This is a genomic window from Faecalicatena contorta (genome assembly GCF_022835095.1).
Taxonomy (GTDB): domain Bacteria; phylum Bacillota; class Clostridia; order Lachnospirales; family Lachnospiraceae; genus Faecalicatena; species Faecalicatena contorta.
This window is the reverse complement of record NZ_BQNQ01000001.1, coordinates 63,829-87,356: the sequence shown is the minus strand read 5'-3', so window position 1 is coordinate 87,356 and position 23,528 is coordinate 63,829. Positions and strand designations below refer to the sequence as shown.

At 42.4% G+C, this 23,528-nt stretch carries 20 protein-coding genes; all 20 read right to left on the bottom strand.

What is annotated here, in order from left to right; translation table 11 throughout:
• Positions 1-2 precede the first annotated feature (2 nt).
• Positions 3-1,766: a sensor histidine kinase gene (locus tag MWG26_RS00430; RefSeq protein WP_025653957.1), complete on the bottom strand. Its 1,764-nt coding sequence runs from the start codon at positions 1,764-1,766 to the stop codon at positions 3-5.
• A 76-nt stretch (positions 1,767-1,842) separates the two neighbouring features.
• Positions 1,843-2,967 (bottom strand): uroporphyrinogen decarboxylase family protein, encoded by a 1,125-nt coding sequence (locus MWG26_RS00425; RefSeq protein WP_025653956.1) that lies wholly within the window; start codon positions 2,965-2,967, stop codon positions 1,843-1,845.
• A gap of 19 nt (positions 2,968-2,986) precedes the next feature.
• Positions 2,987-4,300, bottom strand: coding sequence for an alpha-galactosidase (melA, locus tag MWG26_RS00420; RefSeq protein WP_025653955.1), 1,314 nt, complete (start codon positions 4,298-4,300; stop codon positions 2,987-2,989).
• Between the two features lie 64 nt (positions 4,301-4,364).
• Positions 4,365-5,204 carry a carbohydrate ABC transporter permease gene (locus tag MWG26_RS00415; protein ID WP_044926034.1) on the bottom strand — a complete coding sequence of 280 codons (840 nt, stop codon included), beginning with the start codon at positions 5,202-5,204 and terminating at the stop codon, positions 4,365-4,367.
• A gap of 21 nt (positions 5,205-5,225) precedes the next feature.
• Positions 5,226-6,095: a carbohydrate ABC transporter permease gene (locus tag MWG26_RS00410; protein WP_025653953.1), complete on the bottom strand. Its 870-nt coding sequence runs from the start codon at positions 6,093-6,095 to the stop codon at positions 5,226-5,228.
• Positions 6,096-6,119: 24 nt separating this feature from the next.
• On the bottom strand, positions 6,120-7,439 hold the full coding sequence (locus MWG26_RS00405) for an ABC transporter substrate-binding protein (protein WP_025653952.1): 1,320 nt from the start codon (positions 7,437-7,439) through the stop codon (positions 6,120-6,122).
• Positions 7,440-7,714: 275 nt separating this feature from the next.
• Positions 7,715-8,299, bottom strand: a complete 585-nt coding sequence (locus MWG26_RS00400; RefSeq protein WP_025653951.1) for an RpiB/LacA/LacB family sugar-phosphate isomerase — start codon at positions 8,297-8,299, stop codon at positions 7,715-7,717.
• Positions 8,300-8,317: 18 nt separating this feature from the next.
• Entirely contained in the window at positions 8,318-8,665 is a 348-nt protein-coding gene (locus MWG26_RS00395; protein ID WP_025653950.1) for an L-rhamnose mutarotase, read from the bottom strand.
• 15 nt (positions 8,666-8,680) lie between these two features.
• Positions 8,681-9,673 carry an ABC transporter permease gene (locus tag MWG26_RS00390; protein ID WP_025653949.1) on the bottom strand — a complete coding sequence of 331 codons (993 nt, stop codon included), beginning with the start codon at positions 9,671-9,673 and terminating at the stop codon, positions 8,681-8,683.
• Positions 9,673-10,695 carry an ABC transporter permease gene (locus MWG26_RS00385; RefSeq protein ID WP_025653948.1) on the bottom strand — a complete coding sequence of 341 codons (1,023 nt, stop codon included), beginning with the start codon at positions 10,693-10,695 and terminating at the stop codon, positions 9,673-9,675. Before MWG26_RS00385 ends, MWG26_RS00390 begins: the two co-directional genes overlap by 1 nt.
• A gap of 12 nt (positions 10,696-10,707) precedes the next feature.
• Positions 10,708-12,192 (bottom strand): sugar ABC transporter ATP-binding protein, encoded by a 1,485-nt coding sequence (locus tag MWG26_RS00380; protein WP_025653947.1) that lies wholly within the window; start codon positions 12,190-12,192, stop codon positions 10,708-10,710.
• Positions 12,193-12,262: 70 nt separating this feature from the next.
• A complete protein-coding gene (locus tag MWG26_RS00375; RefSeq protein ID WP_025653946.1) occupies positions 12,263-13,354 on the bottom strand; it encodes an autoinducer 2 ABC transporter substrate-binding protein in 1,092 nt (363 codons plus the stop codon).
• 154 nt (positions 13,355-13,508) lie between these two features.
• Positions 13,509-14,537, bottom strand: coding sequence for a LacI family DNA-binding transcriptional regulator (locus MWG26_RS00370; RefSeq protein ID WP_025653945.1), 1,029 nt, complete (start codon positions 14,535-14,537; stop codon positions 13,509-13,511).
• Between the two features lie 235 nt (positions 14,538-14,772).
• On the bottom strand, positions 14,773-15,621 hold the full coding sequence (gene cas7c / locus MWG26_RS00365) for a type I-C CRISPR-associated protein Cas7/Csd2 (protein WP_025653944.1): 849 nt from the start codon (positions 15,619-15,621) through the stop codon (positions 14,773-14,775).
• Positions 15,602-17,524: a type I-C CRISPR-associated protein Cas8c/Csd1 gene (cas8c, locus tag MWG26_RS00360; protein WP_244062679.1), complete on the bottom strand. Its 1,923-nt coding sequence runs from the start codon at positions 17,522-17,524 to the stop codon at positions 15,602-15,604. The genes cas7c and cas8c overlap by 20 nt, the downstream gene beginning before the upstream one ends.
• A gap of 12 nt (positions 17,525-17,536) precedes the next feature.
• Entirely contained in the window at positions 17,537-18,259 is a 723-nt protein-coding gene (cas5c, locus tag MWG26_RS00355) for a type I-C CRISPR-associated protein Cas5c (protein WP_025653942.1), read from the bottom strand.
• A gap of 11 nt (positions 18,260-18,270) precedes the next feature.
• Positions 18,271-20,682 (bottom strand): CRISPR-associated helicase Cas3', encoded by a 2,412-nt coding sequence (gene cas3 / locus MWG26_RS00350; protein ID WP_117441053.1) that lies wholly within the window; start codon positions 20,680-20,682, stop codon positions 18,271-18,273.
• 524 nt (positions 20,683-21,206) lie between these two features.
• Positions 21,207-21,521 carry a type II toxin-antitoxin system RelE/ParE family toxin gene (locus tag MWG26_RS00345; protein WP_117441054.1) on the bottom strand — a complete coding sequence of 105 codons (315 nt, stop codon included), beginning with the start codon at positions 21,519-21,521 and terminating at the stop codon, positions 21,207-21,209.
• On the bottom strand, positions 21,511-21,771 hold the full coding sequence (locus MWG26_RS00340; protein WP_025653939.1) for a type II toxin-antitoxin system Phd/YefM family antitoxin: 261 nt from the start codon (positions 21,769-21,771) through the stop codon (positions 21,511-21,513). The genes MWG26_RS00345 and MWG26_RS00340 overlap by 11 nt, the downstream gene beginning before the upstream one ends.
• A 224-nt stretch (positions 21,772-21,995) precedes the next feature.
• Positions 21,996-23,507 (bottom strand): xylulokinase, encoded by a 1,512-nt coding sequence (locus MWG26_RS00335; RefSeq protein ID WP_025653938.1) that lies wholly within the window; start codon positions 23,505-23,507, stop codon positions 21,996-21,998.
• Positions 23,508-23,528: the final 21 nt, after the last annotated feature.

The following is a 23,528-nucleotide window of genomic DNA, read 5'->3' as shown; positions in this document are numbered from 1 at the left end:
AGTTATTCTTCTTTTGCAATCAACAGGTTACAGACCGTCTGAAACCTTCCTTTTCTATCATACCAGAAAAAAGAGTCCGGATACGTAATACAAAGGCGGTCCCGCACACTTGTAATTCCCACCCGCTCCCTGGTACAGATGTCCTGTTCATTATATGGAATGCCGTCATTCGCTACCTGAATCCATACAAAAGCCATCCCATTTTTACTCTCTACCTGGCAGACCTGCAGCACAATACTTAAAGAGCTGCCATCCTGTGCCATACCATGCCGCATGGCGTTTTCAATCAGTGGCTGAAGTAAAAGTTTAGGAATAGAGAAGTCCTGAAGCTGTTCTTCCACTTGAATGTCATAATACAGACGCTCTTCAAACCGGATCTTTTCGAGCATAAGATAGCTCTCGATAAACCGGCACTCCTTCTGAACCGTAGAATCATATCCCGGTTCACAGGTATACCGAAACATCCGGGAAAGATTTAAAATCCCCTTTTCCAGATTTTTTGTATCTCCGATCCGGTTCAACGCCTGAAGGGAGTTCATTACATTATAGAAGAAATGAGGATTAATTTCCGCCTGCATAGCCTTATATTCCGCCATCTGCTGATTCATTTTCCAGATATACTCGTGCTGTACAAGATCCGTGATCCGCTCTGTCATTTCCGTCATTGCCAGAGAAATCTCCGAAAACTCCTCTATAGGGATTGCAGGCATATTCCCGCTGCTCTCCTCATCTCCCAACCGGTACTTCTGGATATACGAGACAATCCTTTCCGTGGAGACAGATATACGGCGGCTTAAATTCATAAAAATAAAAAATGCCGCTGCCATAGCACAAAACCAAAACAGCAGGATCACAAATGAGGTATGGTTAGCCTCCCTTAATATGGTGCTGTGAGGCAGCACATAATCAATTTGGAACCCATATTTCTCCTCCTTCATATGGTACAGATAATGTATATCTCCTTCTATCTTCACCTTCCTGCCCATGAGTTCTTTCGTGTCCTCCATATCATCCTGCTCTGTGATAAACCTTTCCTCTGTGGCATAGGCCGGAGTCCCGTCTGGAAAATAAATAACCAGTCCAGCGCCCTCAGGCAGCGTAATTTTTTCATTCAGGTCTGAAAATACTGATTGAGACAGTTCCAAAAACGCATATCCCTGCCGGGATGCCGTTTCCAGATTGCTCACCGGACACAGCATGGTAAAGACAGGCTGCTCTTCTTGATATTCCTCACTTTTGGACATAAGGCTGCCGGGGAAAAATCTCACCTCGCCAGATAACAGCTTTGTCAGCTCTTCATACAACGGCTCTGCATTCTCCTCATACCGCAGGATTGATCCTCCATACTTATTCAAATAAAAGAAATTTCCCTTATTCGCATTTTCCGGCAAAAATCCAATGCCTCTGTGAATCGGGTCCGACACGGTCAGATACTTATTCAATGCGCTTCTGTACTTGACCGAATATCGGATATAACCATACAAATTCTCCTGCGACGCATCAATTCTATTGTTATTAACATATTGATAAAACCTGGCAATATTCGTGTCAGCCAAATACTGCAGAAAAAAATGCTCTCCATTCTGCAGGGAACTGTCCAGCTGATTTGTAAGAGTCTGAAGAATAATCCTATTGTTTGTATTGTAGCTGTTTAAGAGTTGATGGTTAAAAAAGTTCAATAAAATAAAACTGATTACAATGAAGGGCATAAGCACAGAACTGGCAAATGCCCGGTACAAAGATACCTTCAAAGAATATTTTTTCATTATGCCCTCCCTGAAAATGTTCAGAATATTCAGAAAATGGTACGCAAAGGGGTCAGACCCCATTGCGCCCCATTCTTTATAATTTCAAATTCTGCATTTTCTCACAGTAGTATTGAACCACCTCGAACTTAGCATCCGGCGCAATTCTATGGTCCGGACATGGGATATATCCTCCCAGTTCAATCAGCGGCTTTAACCTCTCTATCTCCTCGTCGACCGCCTTATTATCACGGGCAAATACCGTCTTGTTCATGCCGCCCACGCCGCGGAGCTCTTTGCCATACTGTGCTCTCCATGGCCCAATACTTGCATTCCAGGTACCCACCTCAATGGGAAACATGGTATTAACCCCGTTCTCAAGCCAGATAGGTACCAGCCGGTCAATACACCCATCACAGTCCACAGAAACGATGTCAATATCATGCTGCTTCAGCAATGCCGTATACTTTTTATAATGAGGAGCCACATAATCCTCAAAGACGGTTGGTGTAACCAACGGGCCATTCTTATAACAAATATCCTCCCAGAAATGAGCATAATCAAATTCCGCTCCTGTCTTTAAGACCTCTTCCAGGCATTGATACCCCAGTTCTGCGATAGTGTCAATGATCTCCACATACAGGTCCTCATCATCCACATACAGATAGCTTAACTGCTCAACCCCCAGCAGATTTCTCATATACCCAATCAGAGAGCCGCAGTGCAGGCCGATGGGGATTTCCCTACTGTCCTGAGAAGAAATATTTCTGAAAAATTCCCGGTCCACCCGTGTTTCCTTCCACTGAAGTTTTGGCAGATAAAGTTCTTCCCATGCCCCCCGGTCCATAAGGGAGGTTCCAATTTCCGCCGGAATTGAAATGGTGTCCGGTTTTTCCAGAACAATCAGTCCCTGCTCATCCCTTACAATCCTGCTGCCATCTGGTTTTTCTTCCAGAATCTTTTTTTCAAAGGCTGGGAACATCTGATTTTTTGCGCTTAGACAGGAATTCCAGATAAAATCGAATCCCAACCGCTTCATGACAGACTTATCAGCGGGGGAATTGTCCCCTTCCCTGCGGTATCCTTCTGCCTCTTCCCGGGTAATGTGGCCTTCCTGCGCCCATTTGTCCAAGGTTTCTTCCCAATATCCAAAGGAAACTACCGGGAAGTGTTCAAATGTTTCATAATGCAGGATTGCCAGTACGTTCTCACGAAATGTCATTCTATAATCTCCTCTATATTTATTCGTAGTATTTGAATTGCGGCAGATATTCTTTATTTGCTTCAAACATTTCCCTCACCATAGACTTAATCTCTGCAAGGCTTAAGACTGCGGACGTCAATGGGTCAAAATAGCAGGCCTGGTAGATCTTCTGCGGATCTCCGGTAATTGCCCCTTCTACAGCCAGCTCTTCGATTCTGGCGCTCACATTATTTAAAAGCGCGAGATGAGAAGGCAGCGGACCTACATGAATCGGCTCCAGCGTACCTTTGGAGGCAAGTACCGGCACTTCCACACAGCAGCCTTCCGGAAGGTTGTCAATCAGCCCGAAGTTTCTTACATTCCCGTTGAATTTATACAGCATGCCATCACCAAACATGGCATTGAAAATATTCGCGGCATACTCATTTCCACGTTTCAGATTGACCGGATTGTCGGCCCATTCCAAAAATTCTTTCTTCCAGGTATGTTCTCTTTTTTCGTACTCGTCCTTCACCATGAAATAGTGTCCGGGGTTCCAGCCTGTTCCGTGAGTACAGTATTTTTCAATAAGATCCGGACGTTTGCGGAACCAGGCCACATACTCTGAGGCATGTCCGCTGGACTCTGTCACATAATAGCCAAGATGGCGGAGCATCTCATTTCGCACGATCTCCTCCTGATAATGCTCTTCTGCCGCCTGTTTAATCAGAGGGTATGCATCCTCCCCCTTCCATTTATAATCCAGATAAAAGGCCTGATGGTTGATGCCGGCACAAGTATATGTAATATCCTCCATATCGGCTCCGATCCACTTCGCCAGCATTTCTGCCGTTCCCTGTACACTGTGGCAGAGTCCCGTCACATTTACCTTTGTTTCGCCTTGCATCCCTCTGCACAGCATTGCCATTGGATTGGTATAGTTCAAAAATATGGCCCCGGGACAGTAGGTTTCAATATCCTTACAGATAGCAAGCATCTCCGGCAGGGTCCGCATCGCCCGGAAGATTCCGGCCGGTCCCCTCGTATCCCCCACATTGATGTCTACACCGTATTTCTTGGGAATCGTAATATCATTTGCCCAGACATCAAGGTCTCCTATATTGATGGTACTGACAACGCCGTCGGCATCCTTAAGAGCCTCAATCCGACTTTTGGTAGAAATTACTTTAGCTGGATAGTTCCCTGATCCAATTATTTTTTCCACAGATTTTGCTGCATACATCAGTTTTTCGTCATCAATATCCATCAGGGCTATCGTGGCATCCTGAAATGCCGGAAACGTCATCAGATCCCGCACTAAGCTTCTGGTAAATACAACGCTGCCTGCGCCTATAAATGCAATTTTTTTCATCTTATTTACTCCTTGTATCGTGTCTCATTGTGACGGCTCATGGATAGGAACACTTTCCTCTTCCCTACCCTTTTACCGCACTGTCCAGGCTGCCCTGGATAAAATATTTCTGTAAAAATAAATAGGCAATCACCACCGGAACAATCGCAATCACCGCACAGGCAGCTGCACCGTTTAAGTCCTTCATCTGCTCCCCGAAAAACTGCTTTACGGTCAGAGTGACATTATACATTTCCTTCTTCTGCAGAATATAGAGGGAATATCCATATTCATTCCAGGTTGAAACCGCCTGCATCAGCACAACCGTGGCCGTCACCGGCTTCAGCTGCGGAAGGATGATCTGAAAAAATGTCCTTAAAATTCCGGCGCCATCCATATAGGCTGCTTCGTCCAGAGACGTCGGGATTGCCATAATAAAGTTACTGTACATATAAATGGACACCGGCAGTCCAAACGCCGCACTTACCGCGATAATTCCCCAGTAGGTAGAAATCGCGTGAATCGAGACCAGGGTGGAATAAATACCTACAACCATAGACATTCCCGGCACCATCATCACGCCCAGCACAAAAGTCTTCATGGTCTTACTGAGACGGTTTCTATTCCTCGCCATGGGATAAGCTGCAAGGCAGCCCACAATCACTACAATCATAACTGTTCCAACTGTAATAATAAAGGAATTTTTAATGGCATTCAATATGTTGCTGTTTTGAAATGCCCTGATATAATTCTCCCAATGAAGTTCCATGGGCGGCAGCAGCCTGGACGTGTGATCTGTCATAGGTTTTAAGGATGTAACTACTACAACATAAATCGGAAGCAGATAAATAATCAAAATGCCGGCCGCCACTAGATACTTCCACCAATTCTGTTTGATCTGTTTTTTTAATGTTCCTGTTTTCATCTGTTAACCGTCCCGCTTTCTTTACGCTTCTATACTCTTTTTCTCTAAATAGTGATTGCTGTACAGAGCGACCACCATAATCATAACAAAAGTGGTAATACCTATGGCAGATGCATAACCCGCTTTCTCCGCCAGAAAATACTGGCTGTTCAAATACGTCATCATCGAATGTGTGCTGTAATTCGGCCCGCCGTTTGTTAATGATATAATGCCGTCAAATATTTTCAGTCCGCCGATCAGGTCGATCATCACAGCACTTGTGATGGCCGGAATCAGCATGGGCAGGGTAATGTACCGGAAACGTGCAAATGAGCCTGCTCCATCAATTTCTGCCGCCTCAATATATGTTTTCGAGATATTCTGAAGCCCGGAAAGGTATATAATCATACAATATCCCGCGTACTGCCAGGTGTTAATTATGGTAATAAACAGAACTCCATTCCTTCCGTCTGCCAGCCAATCCACTGCCCCCTTGCCAAATACCCCCAGAATGTCGTTGAGCACACCATTGTCATAGGTTAAAAAGAAATACATGATGTACCCCATAATCAGGCTTGATATCATAATCGGCATATAGATCACCACACGGATCAGGTTATTGCCCTTAAAACGGGAATTGACAAACAATGCCGCCCCCAATCCGATGATATTCTGAAGCACAGTGGACACAAAACCGTATATGAGTGTATTGATAAATGCCGTCAGGAGACGCTTGTCCGAAAACATTTCCTTGTAGTTTTCAAGTCCTATGAAGATTTTTTCCGGCGAATACCCATTCCACTTACACAAAGATACATAAACCGTTTCACAAAAGGGCCTCACCACAAAAAACAAAATCAGACAAATGGCCGGAATGTAAAAGCAGCTCATTTTTACTGCTCGTTTCCTCACTTTGGTTTCACTCCTTTACATCGCTTACTCTGCTGCTACATATTTATCCTGGAACGTGCTCTTTAAATGCTGCAGTCCGGCGTTAATCCCTTTTTCAGTTGGGTCCATAAATACCTCGATCACTGCATCGGCATCTGCATTAAACATTCCGCTTGGGAAATATTCCCGGTCAAACAGATTATCGTAGAAGATATCACCTTCAAAGATTTCCTGGCTTTCTGAAAATGCCTTGTAGCTTACATTTTCCGTATTCATATCCTTAAGAGCAGGCAGTCCCCCGTCCAATTCCATGATCTTGTCTGCCACTTCCGGTTTTGCAAGGTAATTTAAAAACTGTTTTGCTTCATCCATCTTTTCTGTATCTTTCCAGATTCCAAAGCAGCTTCCTTCCCCAATCATATACTGGGATTTGCCCTCCTCAGTCGTACACGGAATCGGCATAATCCCAAGCTGTGCATCCGGAGCTACGTTTAACACTTTCACAATCTCAACCTCGGTACTAAATCCACAGGCATCTTCACCCAAAGCTGTAAGGGTTGCCGCATTATCAGCCGTAACAAGGTCTTTGTTAAAGTAACCAGCCTGTACCATATCTGCGATTTCTTCCAAAACACAGCTTCCTTTTGTATCCCAGTCGAAGGTTCCATCTTTCAGTTCCTCACCTGATGGGTATTTACAGCCTTCTGTGGTATAAAATGCCGGCGCCATCGCATTATAGAGAACCGCTGCAGTCCAGGTGTCTTTTCCTCCCACAAAAAATGGGGTAACGCCGGAAGCTTTAATCTTCTCACAGGCATCTTTAAAATCGTCCATAGTGCGGATATCGCCGACATTTACTCCCGCATTCTCAAGCACTGTCTTATTATATACAACACCGTTTGTCACCTGGCTGACAGGCAGTACGTATATGCTGCCGTCTTCGTCAGAAATAATCGGCAGAACCGGATCATCAATTCTGTCGTACCACTCTTCGTCATTCAAGGCTGTCAGGTATTCCTTATACCTTGCAATAGACCAGCCGTGTGTCACAAAAACATCCGGCATTTCTCCGGATGCCATCCTTGTTTTCATAACAGCCTCATAATCTGAACCCGGTGTAACCAATTCAATTCCAATTCCTGTCTCTTCTGTGAATCCATCCAGAACTTCCCGGAACTGATCCAACGGCTGACCCGTATAGATAACCTCGACCTCCAGCGTAGTCTCTTTTTTTGCTGACTTATCCGCTTCCTTGGAATCTGTTTTCTCACTGCCGGCCTGTCCGTTGCCGCAGCCTGCCAGCAAACCAGTTGTCATAACTGCTGCCAAACCAAAAGCGGCCAATTTTTTTAATCTTCTTTTCATGATGAACCCTCCCACGTACTTTTCACTTTTTCACTGCTAAATGAGTTTCTTCTTCGGATATCCTGAATCTATTATATACGGATTCCAGTTGCCTTATAAGAGTCGTTTTTTATACTTTAGGGGTGTATTTTTATACTCTCTGCCGCTCCCCTGCTATTTCTTCCCATAAAATATGCTCCCTCCCAAGCGCAAGTCCTTATTACTTCAACTTGCTGCCCGGAAGGGAGCATATCAAACCTTTTCTATTGTTCTAAAGTATATAATTTTTCTCATTTCTACCTGCAGCCGAAAAGCCTCGGATCCTGCATCAGCTCTAAAGGATAATCTCCCAAATGTTCAAGTTTATACCCGCTTTCTTTATATCTGTTATAATCAAAGCTGTTCAGTTCATCACACGCAAGTTTATGAAATTCATAAAAATTGGGCCACCACTCATACCCATCACCCAGATTATTACTCAGATACGCATCTGCAATATCACATCCCATCTTAGGTGCTACATAAAAGGCTCCCATTGCCAGTACATTTACTCCGTTCCCTGTAATCGCACGAAGTGCCGCCGGTACACTTTCCACCACGCCGGAAAATACCCCCGGACACTTGCTAGCCGCAATATGGATCCCCATCCCAGTTCCGCAAAAAATTAATGCGCGTTCAAATTCTCTTTCCGATATCATGGAACCAACACGAAGTCCAATTCTGTGAAACATTAATTCTGTGTTACTGTCATCCTCAGACTGAACCCCTACATCTGTTACGGTCCATCCATATTCCTTCAAATGAGCTACAACTGCCTCCTTTAATGGAAATCCTGCAAAATCTGCTCCAACAAGAATCTGTTTGTCTTTAATTGTTTTCATTATAATCGCCTCTACTTTCTATTCTGCAAAATCAAAGATCTGATCCATGTCCTCATAAAATGCTTCCTTACTGGAAGCTGAATATTCTGTAAAACAGGGGCGCGTAAGTTTCCACCACTGCCTGGTTACTTCATCAGCTTCCATCTTTGCCATATCTGCCTCATAGTCGTCTCCAACATATTCAAAATATCCAAAAACTAAATCATCTTTCATAAAGATTCTGTAGTTCCGTATATTGCAGTCATGAATCATGCGCAGCACCCCTTCCCAATGCGGTGTATGTACATCATCCATATGCAGCTTTCTATACTCCTGGATTTTATCTTTTTTAAGCCGGCCAATCTGCCCAAAAACTTTTCTGCTCATAGTTATTCTCCCATACTATTTTACTTTTTTAGGACGTGCGCTAAAATAATCTATTACAAGAGCCAGGATTAAAACCGCGCCCCAAATCAGTGTTACATAGTATGTGGAAACGCTTCTGAAACGGTTAATACCTGATTCTATAAATTTTAAAAGAATGATTGCCGCAGCCACACCAGATAATCTGCCTTTCCCGCCATTCGGGCTGACACCGCCCAACACAATCAGCAGAATTGACTGCATGGTATAATTACTCCCATAATCTGCTCTTGCAGATGCGTATGTACTAAGCATCATCAGACCGCCTACAGAGGCACAAACAGCCGAAGCCATATAGGTTTTAAAAACTAATTTCTTTGTGTTTATTCCGGAAAACTCCGCTACATGCGCGCTTGATCCATATAACCTCAATTTCGTCCCATAGGTACTTCTCTCCAGCATAAACCAGATCATAACAGCCGCCAGTATGAAGACAATTACACGAACCGGAATAATGCCAAACAAATTCGTTGAAAAAATATCGCAAAATTGTTTTGGGAAGGAAGATACAGCCGCCCCCCCTGTAATAACAATACACAAACCGGTAATCAGCTGATTTACTCCTAAGGTGGCCAAAATAGGCGGCACCTTTAATTCCGAAATCAGAAAACCATTAAAAGCCCCTATCACACAGCCGGTAAGTATGGCAATCAGAAATATCACAACAGAGAAGCCTGCCGGCATCGTTCCGTCTACACCAAAAATCCAGTTCAGCACGTAGACACTGATAATCGTTGTCATATTGGCTGTTCCAACTACTGATAAATCAATTCCTCCGGTCATCATGCAGAGCATGCCTCCTAATGCCATCAGGCCATACTCCGGGAACTGTCCTGCCATAGTCAGGAAATTTGCACCTGTAAAAAACTTACCGGCCTGTGTCAGCAGCATAAAGATCAGCCAGGCAATCATAATAATAAAAAGACGGCTCACTTCCCGGTTTTTTGAATAAAAACATTTTACTCTCTCCATTATGCTGCCTCCTTTACCATCTTACTTTTTGCTTTTTCAGTCCTGATAGACTGGTATGCACTTAATGCCACGCCCACAACAATTACGATTCCAACAAACACGTTACTCCATGTAGTCGGCACGCCCAGGAGAATCATGGAGTTCTGAACCAGTATAATCAAAAATGTACCCAGTATGCATCCGATCAGGGTTCCGGCCCCGCCAGTCAGCGCAACTCCGCCAAGCACAACACCTGCAATAATATTCATTTCCATTCCAAGCATGTTGGTCGGGTGCATCTGCTGCATCATACATACACGGCAGATACCGCCTGCTGCTGCAATCATGCCAATGATAATATACATGAAAAATTTTGTTCGTTTTACATTGAATCCTACCGTATGTGCGCTGACCGGATTCCCTCCGATCGCATAGATACCACGTCCAAAAATCGTATACCGCAGGATAAGGAACATCGCTGCACAAACAATCAACAAAATAATAAAAGTGTAGGGCAGGATGGAAGTCAGGTTATTCGTTTTGTTTGTTGCTGTGATAAACGAATTTGTCCCAAATTCTTTCATACCAGCTGGTATAACAGATAACTGTTTTGCCCGCAGTGCTCCCTGCATGAATCCCTGAAATACGCTGGAAGTACCTAATGTAACGATCATAGCATTGAGATTCAGATAACCAATCAGAAAACCATTTACAGCGCCTAACAGCGCGCCAATCGCCATGGCAATCACAAAAGCCAGAACCACATTGCCGCCATAATTCTGGTCCAGCAAAATCCTGGTGGATGCATATGCAGACAGAGAAGCCAATGCCGGAAAAGATACATCAATGCCTCCGGCAATGATCGCTAAGAATTCCGCCACCGCAAACATTCCGGGTACAATCATCGCACTTAACAAATCCACCATATTATTTCCGGTAAAAAACTGTCCCGAGCGAATCTGCACCAAGATTCCTAACGCAATTATAATGAAAAATATGTATATTTCATTGGATTTAAATGTTGATTTTAATTTTTTATTCATTCGCCTGTCTCCTTACATCATTGCATCAATAATCATCTGTTCTTTTACCTGCTGAGTATCATATTCGGCAACTATAGAACCTTCTTTGATGACTAAAAGGCGTGAACAGTTCTGTATTACTTCCGGGAGATCATCAGAAATAATAATAACACCCAGGCCTTTTTGGGCTAATCGCTGAAGGATTGCATGAATATCATGTTTCGATCCAATATCGACACCGACTGTCGGGCCATTTAAGATCAGAACATCCGGATTACATGCCAGCCATTTTGCCAAAACTATGCGCTGCTGGTTTCCGCCTGATAAGGTGGTTGCGGGATTATCCGGATTCTTTGTTTTTATCTCGAATTCTTTTACCCATCGGTCTACTTCTTCATCTCTTTTTTTCAGATCAAACTGGCCATTTTTCTTCTTTAAAGAATCGATCTCAGAAATAATAATATTGTCACCAATGGATCTCTGTAAAAACAACCCTTCCGACAGACGGTCTTCTGGTACATATCCTATTTTGTTGGCAATGGCCTCTCTCGGATTTGTGATTTTTACAGGTTTTCCATTTCGGATGATCTCCCCCGATGTAGCGGGCTTCAGCCCAAACATAGACAGCGCAAGTTCCGTACGGCCTGAGTCCAGAAGACCTGTAATCCCCAGGATTTCACCGCCCCGTAAAGTAAGGCTGATATTTTTAAATGAACCTTCCAAAGAAAGATTCCTTAGTTCAAAAATAGGTGTATCTGTCACCTTTTCAGGAACAAAAGTTTTGTCTGCGAATTCACGTCCTGTCATATAGTAGGTAAATTTCTTATCATCTAATTCATCCGTTCTTCCAGTTGCCACCATCTCTCCATTTCTAAAGATTGTAAACCGGTCTGATATTTCAAATACTTCATTTAATTTATGGCTGATAAAGAGAATTGCAATCCCTTGTTCTTTCAGTTTTAATATGATTTTGAATAGTGCATCTACTTCTTTTTTAGTCAATGCAGTCGTTGGTTCGTCCATTATAATCAATTTTGCATTGAACATAAGCGCTCTGCTGATTGCTACCATTTGTTTTTGGGCAACAGATAAACGGCTTACTTTTTCATCCAAATCAATATCCATATTGATTTTTTTAATTGCTTCTTCCGCGATTTTCCTTACGTTCTTCCAACTGATTGTTTTTTTGCCTGATGCTAATTCTGAATTTAATGCCAGGTTTTCTGCTACAGTCAAATTAGGGAATAAAGAGAAATCCTGATAAATAACCTGAATCCCCATATTGATTGCGTCAATTGGTGTAATCTTTTCCAGTTTTTTCCCATCAAATTCGATGGTCCCCCCGCTGCGCTGGTGTACACCCGAGATGATTTTAATAAGTGTAGATTTCCCGCAGCCGTTTTCACCTGCCAGACAATGAATTTCTCCAGGAACGATTTCCAATGAAACATCTTTGAGTGCATGAACACTTCCAAATGATATTTGAATATGCTCTGCCTTTAACAAACACTCTGACATATGCGTCCTCCTCTTCGCTTTTAAAAGAATCGAACCGCCGCCGAAACGGCGCTCCGATTCTCAAAGTTTATTAGAAACCAAAACTATCTACATTGTCTGCATCAATTGTGATCCAGCCCTGGCCTTCCAGTACGGTTTTAGAACCTTCTCGTTCGGACATCTCTGTATATCCGTCTACATTCAGGTTTAATGGTGTTGTGATACTCTCTCCCGCCAGGACTTTACAAGCCAGTGAAACCATAGCTTCGCCGGACATGGCCGGATCCCATAACGTCAGAGATTTAATAATACCCGATTTAAGCAGCTCCGCATTATCTGCCGGCATGCCTGTCCCTGTAGTAAAGAATTTATCCTGCAGTCCCAGCTCCTGGATTGCTCTTGCGACACCCGGTGCGTCGTAGGAAGAAGTACCTAAAATACCCTTCAGATCCGGATAGGTCTTAATCAGTTCTTTTGCTGCATTGTATGCTGTGTCTCCATTATCATTTGATTCCACACGCGGATTTTCTTCCAGCAGAGTCATCTTAGGATAGTGTTCTTTCTGATATTCAACTGCAGCATCCGCCCACTCATTATGTGAGCCGTTTGTCAACGATGCCACCATAGTGGTATACACACCTTCTTCTCCCATCGCTTCTGCAAGATTCTGCATAATAAAAGCGCCATACCCTGCATTCGAAAAAGCCTCGATGTCATAGTCTACATTTTTCAGTTCTGCGCCTTCATGGGCGATTACTACAATTCCTGCATCCTGGGCTTTTTTAAGTACCACATCCATGGATTGCACATCTACAGGAACCACACAAATTGCATCTACACCCTGGGCAATCAAATCTTCGACCATCTGAGCCTGATGCGTTGCATCAATTTCACCTGTATCAATCTGGTAGCAGTTGACACCTGTCTGATCCGCAAATTCTTCTACTCCTGTATTCATTCTTACGAACCATGGGTTTGTAGAATCCTTCGGCACTACGGCAATCTCCCACCCCTCCTCTGAGGCCTTTTTTACGGCCTCGTCTGACGCCAAGGATGACACACTTTCTGATGCCGCTGTTTCTTCTGTCTTTTTCTCTCCGGACGTTTCCTTTGTATCAGATCCACAAGCCGTTAGACCCAATACCATTGTTGCACATAATAATGCTGCGATACCTTTTTTCATTTCCTGTTCCTCCTTTAATATTTTTGGGTTTCTATATTAAAACGTTTCAAAATGTGTGTAAAAAAATAATAACTGACATACCTGATGAAGTACAGATTGAAACGTTTCAATATTTTATAAAAATAAATGTACCGCTTACGCAATACATATTATTTTAACAGGATTCCCTTTCAACTAATTTTTGTGGAATTACCAAATGTTGATTCTCCTGTGTTTTAACCAGCTTCTTTGTTACCTTCCATAGCATTTCGCCGAACAGTTCCTGATTCTGCTCCACAGTCGTAAGCCTTGGGTTTACATACCCTGAAATATCCAGATTATCAAAACCTATGATCCCAAAATCATGTGGAACACGGTATCCCAATTCATTCATTGCCCGCATCATACCAATCGCCAGGTAATCCGATGAGGCAATCCAGGCATCCGGCAAATCTTTTTTCTTATGATTTTCCAGAATTGTTTTCATAAAAATATAACTGCTGTGTAATTTATTAAGAGCCAGACTTTTATCCGTAAATACATTATCTAAAGGATTTTTATAGCCAAATTTTTCGGAAGCCTTTAAAAAATGTTCATATCTTTTCTGTAAATTCGATAAAGTAACAGGTTCTATAAACAAGCCAATTCTTTTGTAATTCTTTTTCTTTAACATTTCTACAATTGTATATAACATATCCTGGTTATCAAATGATACACTGGATACATTTAAGCCCTCTGCATTCCGGTCGGCTAATATGACATGGATATCATTCTGCATAAGCCTCCTGATCTCCGCCTCATCTTTACTGCCATTGAAGATGATTACAATGGTTCCCCGTTTACAGTTTTCAAGAGCAGCCAATTGCTTCTTTTCCACTTCGGCAGAGTATTCATAACCGGAAATCTGTACCGTATATCCCGCCTGGTACGCATATGCCATATAGGAACTGATAATCCGGGTGTAAAATGTATTATTCAGATTTGGCGTCAGGATATATATCGTCTTGCTGTTCTTCCTCCTTAAAGAGCTTGCAACCGTATCCGGGGTATAATGTAATTTATCGATCGCGGCCTGGATATTCTCCGCTTTCTGTGGGGAAACCTGAGCAGTTCCATTCAGATAATTTGAAACAGTTCCAATTGACACACCTGCATATTTTGCTACCTGAGTGATTGTTGTTTTTTCTTTTTTTATTGCTGACATTCTTTACCTCTATGCTTTAATTGAAACGTTTCATTTATAAGTGGATTATAACTCTTTGTATTTAAATTTGTCAACAAAATTTTATATTTTGTCCATTATTCACAATAATAATCGTTCTTTTTTAGTCATCTTTACTAATTAAATTTAAAAGCAGAGAGCAATCAAGCCCTCCGCCTCTTCGCCTTCATCTTACAATAAACCATAGCCACCACCGTACTCACCGCCGTGGACTTAATCACATTCCCGAAATCACCTCAGCTTCCAATGCCGGTAATTCCTCCAGCCTAATCTCATAATCCTCGACCGAAGACGGAATCACTACTCCTTCTTTCAAGGATATTTTTAATGAGTCGTGCACTTTGGCTGCCGAATACTGTCCAATCTTGTTATTATGTTTCCACCAGTATACGCTCACAACCTCCATACTTCCATCAGGTCTTGCAGCAGATGCATCGTTTACAAAAAGTGTACAAAGCGTCTCCTTCAGCTTTCCGGCATCCTCCTCCGAAAACCCAGTTTTTTCTGCCAGCTGGACATTTACAGAACCTTTAATTCTATACAGTCCAAATTCAACCAGATGTTTCGTCCCCATTGTGTCGGGGCCTCTTTTTTCAGATGGTTCCCCATTGACGCTTTTTGTAATCTGCATGCTGTTAATATCTACCGGTGAACAGCTTAAAGCCTGATGAATTGACACAGGACCCCTCACCCCTACTGAAACACCCTCTTTTTTATCTTTTGCTTTAAAGGCAAATACCTGCCCAAAGGTACGTACATCTATCCATTTTTTACATGCCTGTTCTGCATAGTCATCATCCGACTGGTAATTGGTTATATTTTGGGAAGCCCTTTCACTCAGAGACGTATAACCATCATCACTGCGTTCTGCTGACTGTACAAAAATATTTTCTCCCATATCCTGCAGACGGTTTCTGATTTTCCGTTTTATACATACATCGGATATTTCTCCCTGACCGCTATACGTTGTCCTTGGACGGTTTCCATTAAGCGGATCACCATTTGGGTTTGCATTGATGACCTTAACTAACACTGTAAAATCAATCTTATTCTGTAAGATGCTCATTTTCTCCTGCCTCCTCATGATCATTTGTATTTTGTTTTCCTGTCTTTATATCTACACGCTTATTCAATTCTGCCCGCTGCAGATAATATCCAATCAGATATGTTTCTTCTAATCCCCTGTTCAATTGCTGTTCATCCTTTTCCTCAAGGGCAGTAACAATATCGGTAATCATATCCTTATATTTCTTTCTCGCCTCTGGGTGCAGCTTCTGAAGATATGGATTCAACTGATCTGTTAATATCTTCCACGTCTGCATTGGATGATTGACGTAAGCCGACTGCAGACGGATCGCATTGGGCTCACGTTTTTCATCCCTGTCGTAGGTCAGCCTCTCCACTTTCTCCAGCACAGCCAATAATCTTCCAAACAGATAACTTCTGTCATGGTTTTCTAAATTCAGCTTCATATACTCCTCTTCCCCTTTCTTTTCCGTTTCTCTCTCGTAATAGTATTTTCTGATTATTGCACACGCTGTCGATAAGACTCTTTCCCTGTTTCCTCTTGTGTAAGCCATCGGCGTGGATGCACGTACCGCCAGCGCCTGTACCAGATCGTACGGGACAGGCTGCTTTTCTACCATGCATTTCACCAACCTCTGTATCTGTTCCTTCAGGAGCTTATCACCTATTTCAATGAATCTGCTCTTTCCATGGGAGCTATCCCTTTCACGTCCAAACGCACATTTTACAATTCTTTCAAAAGTAGGCGTCTCGATACCGTAATAAGGATGATTTTGCCCGTCAAACTTCAAAAGCAACCAGTTACAAGTCTCTCCCCAGTATGTAATTCTATCGAAAAAATCGGAGGCCATTAACTGATAATAGTACGTAACAGAAAGGCGCCCCGTGGTGGCCGCATCCAGTCCCATGATCACTACGGAATCTGATTCATCAAACTGATTTCTGTATCCCTGAAATGTCTTGATCAGCTTTTTCCGGTAGTTCGGTTCCACAGCCTCCACAGAATCATCCCCCGTAAGTCCCAGATCCCCAAATATGGACGGTACCTTTTTCCCCTCAGGATTCCAGCAGATAAAAAGCCTCTTGTCCTGCGTCCCCGCATAGGCTCCGTTTTGCTTTGCAAGCCATGTCAGCGCACTGTGTATTTTCTGAGACGCCTCATAGCTAAATGCAAGGGCCTGCTCTTCATCTTGAAACCTTCCCCTGTAAGTATAACCCTGCTTATCATTTGCAGTTATAAGTTTCGCACCATAATTAGCCGCCACAATTCCCTTGGGGTGGTTTTGGGAAATTGCGCTTTCTTGTCCCAGAAAATAACAGATATCCCTTTTCCCATCCTGGTTGGCAAAATAATATTCCGTATAGGCCTGAATCAGTGATGCATCCTGCCATGTGCCGTCAGCTTCCTTTTCTGTGCTCTGTACTCTGAATCTGACCAGTGCTTTTTCATAAGGCTTCCCGCTTAATTTTTTATTTTGGAATGTACCATCCTCTTTCAGCTCAACTACTCCCGCTTTCACCAAATCCCGAATCAGCTCTTTTCTTAACAAATATTGGTGTACTGTCTCAACTTTGGGATGGCTGTATTTTGACTCCGTCCACTTTTTCAGGGCTTCCATATAGAGTTTATACTTGGCCTCGGCGCTTTTCCTCTCCTTCTCATTTTCACAATAATGACAATAATCCCCCCCAACATAGGAAAGCGTATCACACAATGCATGGGGCGTCTTCCCCGAGCTTCTTCCGGCAGATGCTTCTGTGACGGGAATCAGCGTAACCGCATCTTCTTTTTCTACCTTTGCTGCGCCCAGAAACTCTCCCCGCCTGCTCAGTGTAACCTCAATCTGTGCATTTGCGTTCATATGCGCCACCGGAGTCATCTGTTCGTCCGGATTCTGTCCCTTTCCTACATTTTCTTCATACGTTTTATAAATCTGGCTCATCCAGGACATCTGTTACATCACCTCTTCCTCTTGGATCACAGAAAAGTTCTCCTGCTTCACGCCAAACTTTTTGATATTCATCTCACGCACCGGCCTGTGGATACATTTCCAGGGAGGTATAAATGCAATCACCCCGTTATTCATGACAGCCTGCCAAAAACGTACAGACATCTTTCCTCTTGTCTCTTCCGAATATGCCTCGTCACTATATGTGATCCCATGATACATTGTACCGAAGTTGATCTCGGGAATATCGTCATAAAATCCCTCTCCCTGGCCAAACACACAGGGTTTTACATACCCCTGGCACTCTCTCGCTCCAAGAAAGATATCCCTCCTGCCGCCCCTTTCAATCATGCGTCTGGCAATATTATGATGCTTGTGCTCATTGCGATCCTTTTCCAGCTCCGGTCGGTTCTCGTTCATTATAAAATGTGCCTTCACCTGATATCTGCACTCTTTTAAGTATGTGTAATAAGAAAGATCGTTTTTATTATTATAATATTTTATAGGACGGATGCCCTTTGTCTCTGTCTGAATAGGATTCATGACGCGCACACTGTCAATGATCCAAATCAGAGTCGGCTTCCAGTATACACTATGTAAAATCCCCTTCAACGCTTCATAGGTCGGAACCTGATAACTAAACTTTTCTCCGCCGACCCGGGTGACGGGATCTGCAAACATCCCGTACTTTCCCGTCACTTCAAACTCTACTGAATTTCTGTGCTCCATCTTTTCCTCCTTTATTCCCCGTATTCTTCCATGTCCATCAATCCATAGCTTTTATGATATGCCTTATCATCCAGAACAAAAATTCTGTTCTCCAGTATACCATGCAGTACGCCTTGTCTCTCAAGCCTTTCTTTCTCATTCTCAAAAATGCTGACCGTATATTTTTTTGCCTTTTGCATAATTTCTTTAAAGTTCTCCAGATAAAACTGCTTTTCCTCCATACTTTTGAGCTGCTCAATCAGCTTCTTTCCCTGTTGATACGGGACCAGCACGTCTATGGTATCCTTATCAAATACTTCAAAAATCTGGCCGGCCGTTTTAAATGGCTGATGCAGCAGATATCCATCGTTTTCTTTCCCGTTAGCACTCCCATTATTATTTGACAATAGATCCATGAGATAAATCTCCGTTCCGTAAGACTTCACCGGATACCGTACTTTGCCCCGAATCTCTTCAAACAGGTATTGATAATATCTATGTACTGCCTGCCCGCTGATTGAGAAGGTTTCACCAATCTGCTTCCTTAATTCCAACACTTTCCGGGTACAAATCTGCCGGTATTTGATATCCTGCAGCATACCCAGGTTCTCATTTTTAAGATGAATCAAATAGACCTTTCCGATATTTCCGTACTCATTGCTTCGGTTGCATCTTCCAATAACCTGTACCAGATTATCAATTCCCGCAAGAACACGCACTACTGCTTCAAATGAAATATCCATTCCTGCTTCGATTACCTGTGTGGAAACACAAATCACCTTCTGCTGCCCGCCTCCATTTCTTACGTCATCCTGCAGCAGAGATAATTTATTTTGCAGTTCTTTCAGGTCATTTGAACGATGTTCCTGGCACATGGATGTGGAAAGATGTAATATATAGCCGCCTAACTGTTTGGCTTCCTTTTGCAGACGCCGAAACAGTTTTCGTGCCTGTGATTTTGTATTACATACGATCAGAACCGAAGAGTGCTTTTTTACCAAATTGCCGCAAAATTCTGTACACTCATCTAAGTCCATCCCGTAAGGGCTTGTACAATCAATCACCTGTGCCCGGATAAATGTCCGAAGCTGTAATGAATCCAGATGAACCATGTCTGGCTCCTTTGCCAGATGGATCGGCCACTTCAGCTCTTCAAAGCAGGGCTGTGTCGCAGAAGATAAAATAATTGTTGCATTACAATACTGCTTCAGAAAATTCATTGCCGTATTAAACATTTCCGTTACCTTCACCGGCAATGACTGAACCTCATCTATCACAACCACGCTGTCACATAATGCCTGCATCCGTCTTATTGCAGAGGTCTGGTGCTTAAACAAAATGTCCAGCAGCTGAACCAGTGTTGATACGATAACCGGGGCACCCCAGCTTTCCTTCAGCAGCTCATATGGATCCAGCTCTTCTCCCTTGTCTTTTTCATGCACTACATTAGAATGGTGTTCCAATACCTTCTCTTTATCCGGAACATAATCACGTATTACCCGGACATTCTGATCCAGCACACTGAGCAGCGGAATGCTATAGATAATCCGTTTTTTATTAAATTCTTGTGCATGTGCCAGTGCGTATCTCAGCAAACTTAATGTCTTTCCGCCACCGGTTGGTACATTCAAACGATAGATATCCGGGGGATTGCCTGCGAAAGCAATGCACTGTCCTGAAATATCATGCCTGATACGGTTAAGCGTAGATGACGTATCCAGCTTTGATAGTTGGTCTTCACAGTAGGCCAGCCACTTATCCCAGTTTATATCTTCCCTTTCATCCTCCTTCCATTGACTCATGAATTCAGCAGTATTCCTTCGATCCCCTTCTATCACTGAAGACAGAATCAGCCTGGACAGCATACTTATTTGAAAAAATGTTTTATAACCATTATTATTGTATGTTATTCTTGCCTCTTCGAAAAAGTCCGTAATCTCTTTTACAGCCTTTTGGAAATACATCTGCACTTCGCTTTCATCAGCTACCTGTTCAAAGTAACTACTGACAGCCTCATCATAGCACAGCGATGACCTGTCTTTCCGCAGCCGATGTATAAAACCATTGTTACCATCCAGGTCAACACAGTCAAACAGCCCATGATGGGAACCTATAGCCGTTGCGGTAATTTCACATGTCAGCTTTTCCATCGGTGAGTTAACATCTGTATGGAACTTTTCAAAAAGATAAATAACACCTGCAAAAGTATGGTTTACACTGCCACGCTGTACCTTTTCTCCCTGGAATGCTTTCTCCAAATACTCATTGTAAAGCTGGGTTGCCTTTCCTATGTCGTGCAGAAGGCCTGCAAGATAGGCAGTATTGGAAAACTTTCTGTTTGACAGACATTCTGAAGCGTACTTGGCGGTCTTATAGCTGTGTTCTTTTAAAGACTGCTCTTTCCGCTTGCCTTTGTATGTAGTAATATGTGCCAATAATTTCAAATGGGATATACCTCCAGGATTTCTTTTCTTACAACTGATGGTATCACATTATAAATATAATTTCAATACTTACCTCTTTTTATGAATTTATTTAATTTTATGCTTGTAATATAATGTTAAGTATTTTATAATGGCCAATAGTTATAGTCATTATTTGAAGTTCACATAATAAAATATTTTAATAGTGTGGATTGAAAAATAGTGTGGATTGAAGAATAAATAGAGGAAAGTCAATAAAACTCCAAACAGGGGATGTTATAAAATATCTATTTTTTAATTGAAATAGATTTTATAACATCCCCTGTTACATCTTTCGCGATCATATTAATTATATCTAATCTATGACCCTAACCTATGTTATTTTAATGTCTTAGCGGGTACCCTCGGCAAATTTTGATCCTTAATGAAACATTACCAGGAATTATTCTCATTTCTACTTACCAACATCCTAATAAGTTATCGGAATATTGGTAACTATAAAAAGTAGTTTATATATGGTAAACCAACTTTTGTGTTCTATATCTTTATAAGTGCCTGTCTATATCTCGCTTTCTGTATATGAGCCGCCGAACTTCCATAACATCATCTATACCAACATAAAAGACTACATAGTTTCTAATATAAATCCGATAATATAAAAGTTCTCTTTCCTTCGCCGAACGAAACGGCTCAAATGCAAGTGGATTTGAAAGCCTCTCTAATATAGCGGCTTCCACATCATCTGCCAAACGCAAGGCAGCATCTGGATTTTTCAGTACATACGTAATGTGATGAACTGTCTCAATTAAATCCTGCTCAAATAATGGCAGATACTGCAGCCTATACTTTTTATTTTCCATTAATCACATCCCTGACATGTCCAAAAACGCTTTCATGTGAAAGTCGTTCATCCGTATATTCGGCCATTTTGTCGGCTTCATCCAATTTTCTTTCGATATTGTCGGTTAGATTCGCATACTGCTCTAAACTCATGACCACCATTGCGCCATAACCATTTTTCGTTAGATAGACAGGTTTTCCTCCGTTTACAATTTCCTCAATCTCTGGAAATTTATTTCGAAGGTCAGAAACAGGACGTATCTGTATCATATGTGATGCTCCTTTATCCTTTTATTTTATCTTAATTTTATCATAATATTATCATAGCTGCAATAATTTATCTAATTTCTCCTTATATTTAATTGAGTGATCCTTACTTTTCACACTCCAACCAACAACTAAATCGGAGGTTAGTCGACGAGACTAACCTCCGATTTACTGATACTGGCTGGATTATAAAAAGTAACGAGCGGTCATTACTATTCACGCCTGCGTTATCGGAATGTAGGATTAAGTGCATTTGTAATCTCCACATATTTTTGATAAGCTTCCGCATAAACCTCTGCGTTTTCTGGATTAGGATAATAAGTCTCCTTAATCTCCACAAACTTCTCCGCCGCATCTTCTACTGATGCCCATATCCCATTTGCTACTCCGGCAAGTATTGCGCACCCCATACATGGAGTGCTGCCGCTATTTTTAATCACCTTAACCGGAATCCCGAGTATATCCGCCTTAATCTGGCACCAGGCCTTTGATTTAGAGCCGCCGCCGAGTGAACGGATTTCATCCATGGCCGCCCCGAGCTCTTTTTCACATTCAAGCATCCTTTTCAAAGCAATTGCAAGCCCTTCCATAATAGCCCTGATAAAATGCCCTCTTGTATGTCCTGCATTTATACCATAGTAGACACCGCTTGCCTTTTCATTAAGTTCTGGAATACCAGACCCCTGAAAATATGGAAGCATAATCAGGCCATCCGCACCCGGAGGCGTTGATTCCACTAATTGATCCATCTGCGTATATGCATTGAGCCCTGTCTCCTTTTCCAGCTCTTTTTCCTGCTCACAAAATGCATCCCTAAACCATTTTGTAATCATAGCCCCTGTACAATATGGCTGATATATATATTTCCCCGCAATGCCACTGCAGAGTGTCGGTACATCACCTTTTGAATCAGGGCTTAATTCTTCAATGGTCGCAACAGTTACAAGCGCCGATCCTGTGCTTTCAGAGGCGATTCCTGGCTTTATATTTCCTGCTCCGATTGCCCCGCAGGCTTGGTCAAATGCCCCTACATTAATCGCAGTATCCGGATCCAGCCCAAATGCTTCTGCTGCTTCTTCTGTTATTTTTCCGATTTCCGTTCCCGGCTCAACAAGTTCCGGAAGATACTTTCTGTCAATGCCGACAAAATCCAGCATTTCCTGCCAATAGCATCTGTTCGTTATATCGAAAAAACCATGATCGCTGGCTACGGAATATTCCGTAATAAATCTTCCCGAAAGTACATAAACAAAATAGTCTTTAATCTGTGCAAACATCCTGGTGTTGGAAAATACTTCCGGAGATTTATTTTTCACTGCCAATATTTTACTGATTGGATGGATCGCATATATATTATCAAATCCTACCTTACTGATAATATCTTTCTTGCTGAAATGCTTTGACAGATATTCTGCCTCTTTGGTTCCCCGCATATCCATCCACGCAATTACTTTGCAAAGCGGTTTATTATTTTCATCTAGGAACACACATGTTTCCGCTGTTGAAGAGAACCCTATACATTTTATATCCTTTTTATCAGCGTTTGAATTTCGGACCGCTCCCCTGACCGCACCTGAAAATGCCTCTGAATATAATTGTAAGTCTGCCTCAACCTCACCGGACGGCATCGTTGTCAGCACATATTCACATGTCTCTTCGCCATATACTTTTCCATCTTCACCTATCACTGCCGCCTTAATTGCAGTCGTTCCTATATCTATGCCAAGAATATATCTCACTTTTACAGCCTTTCTGCGTTA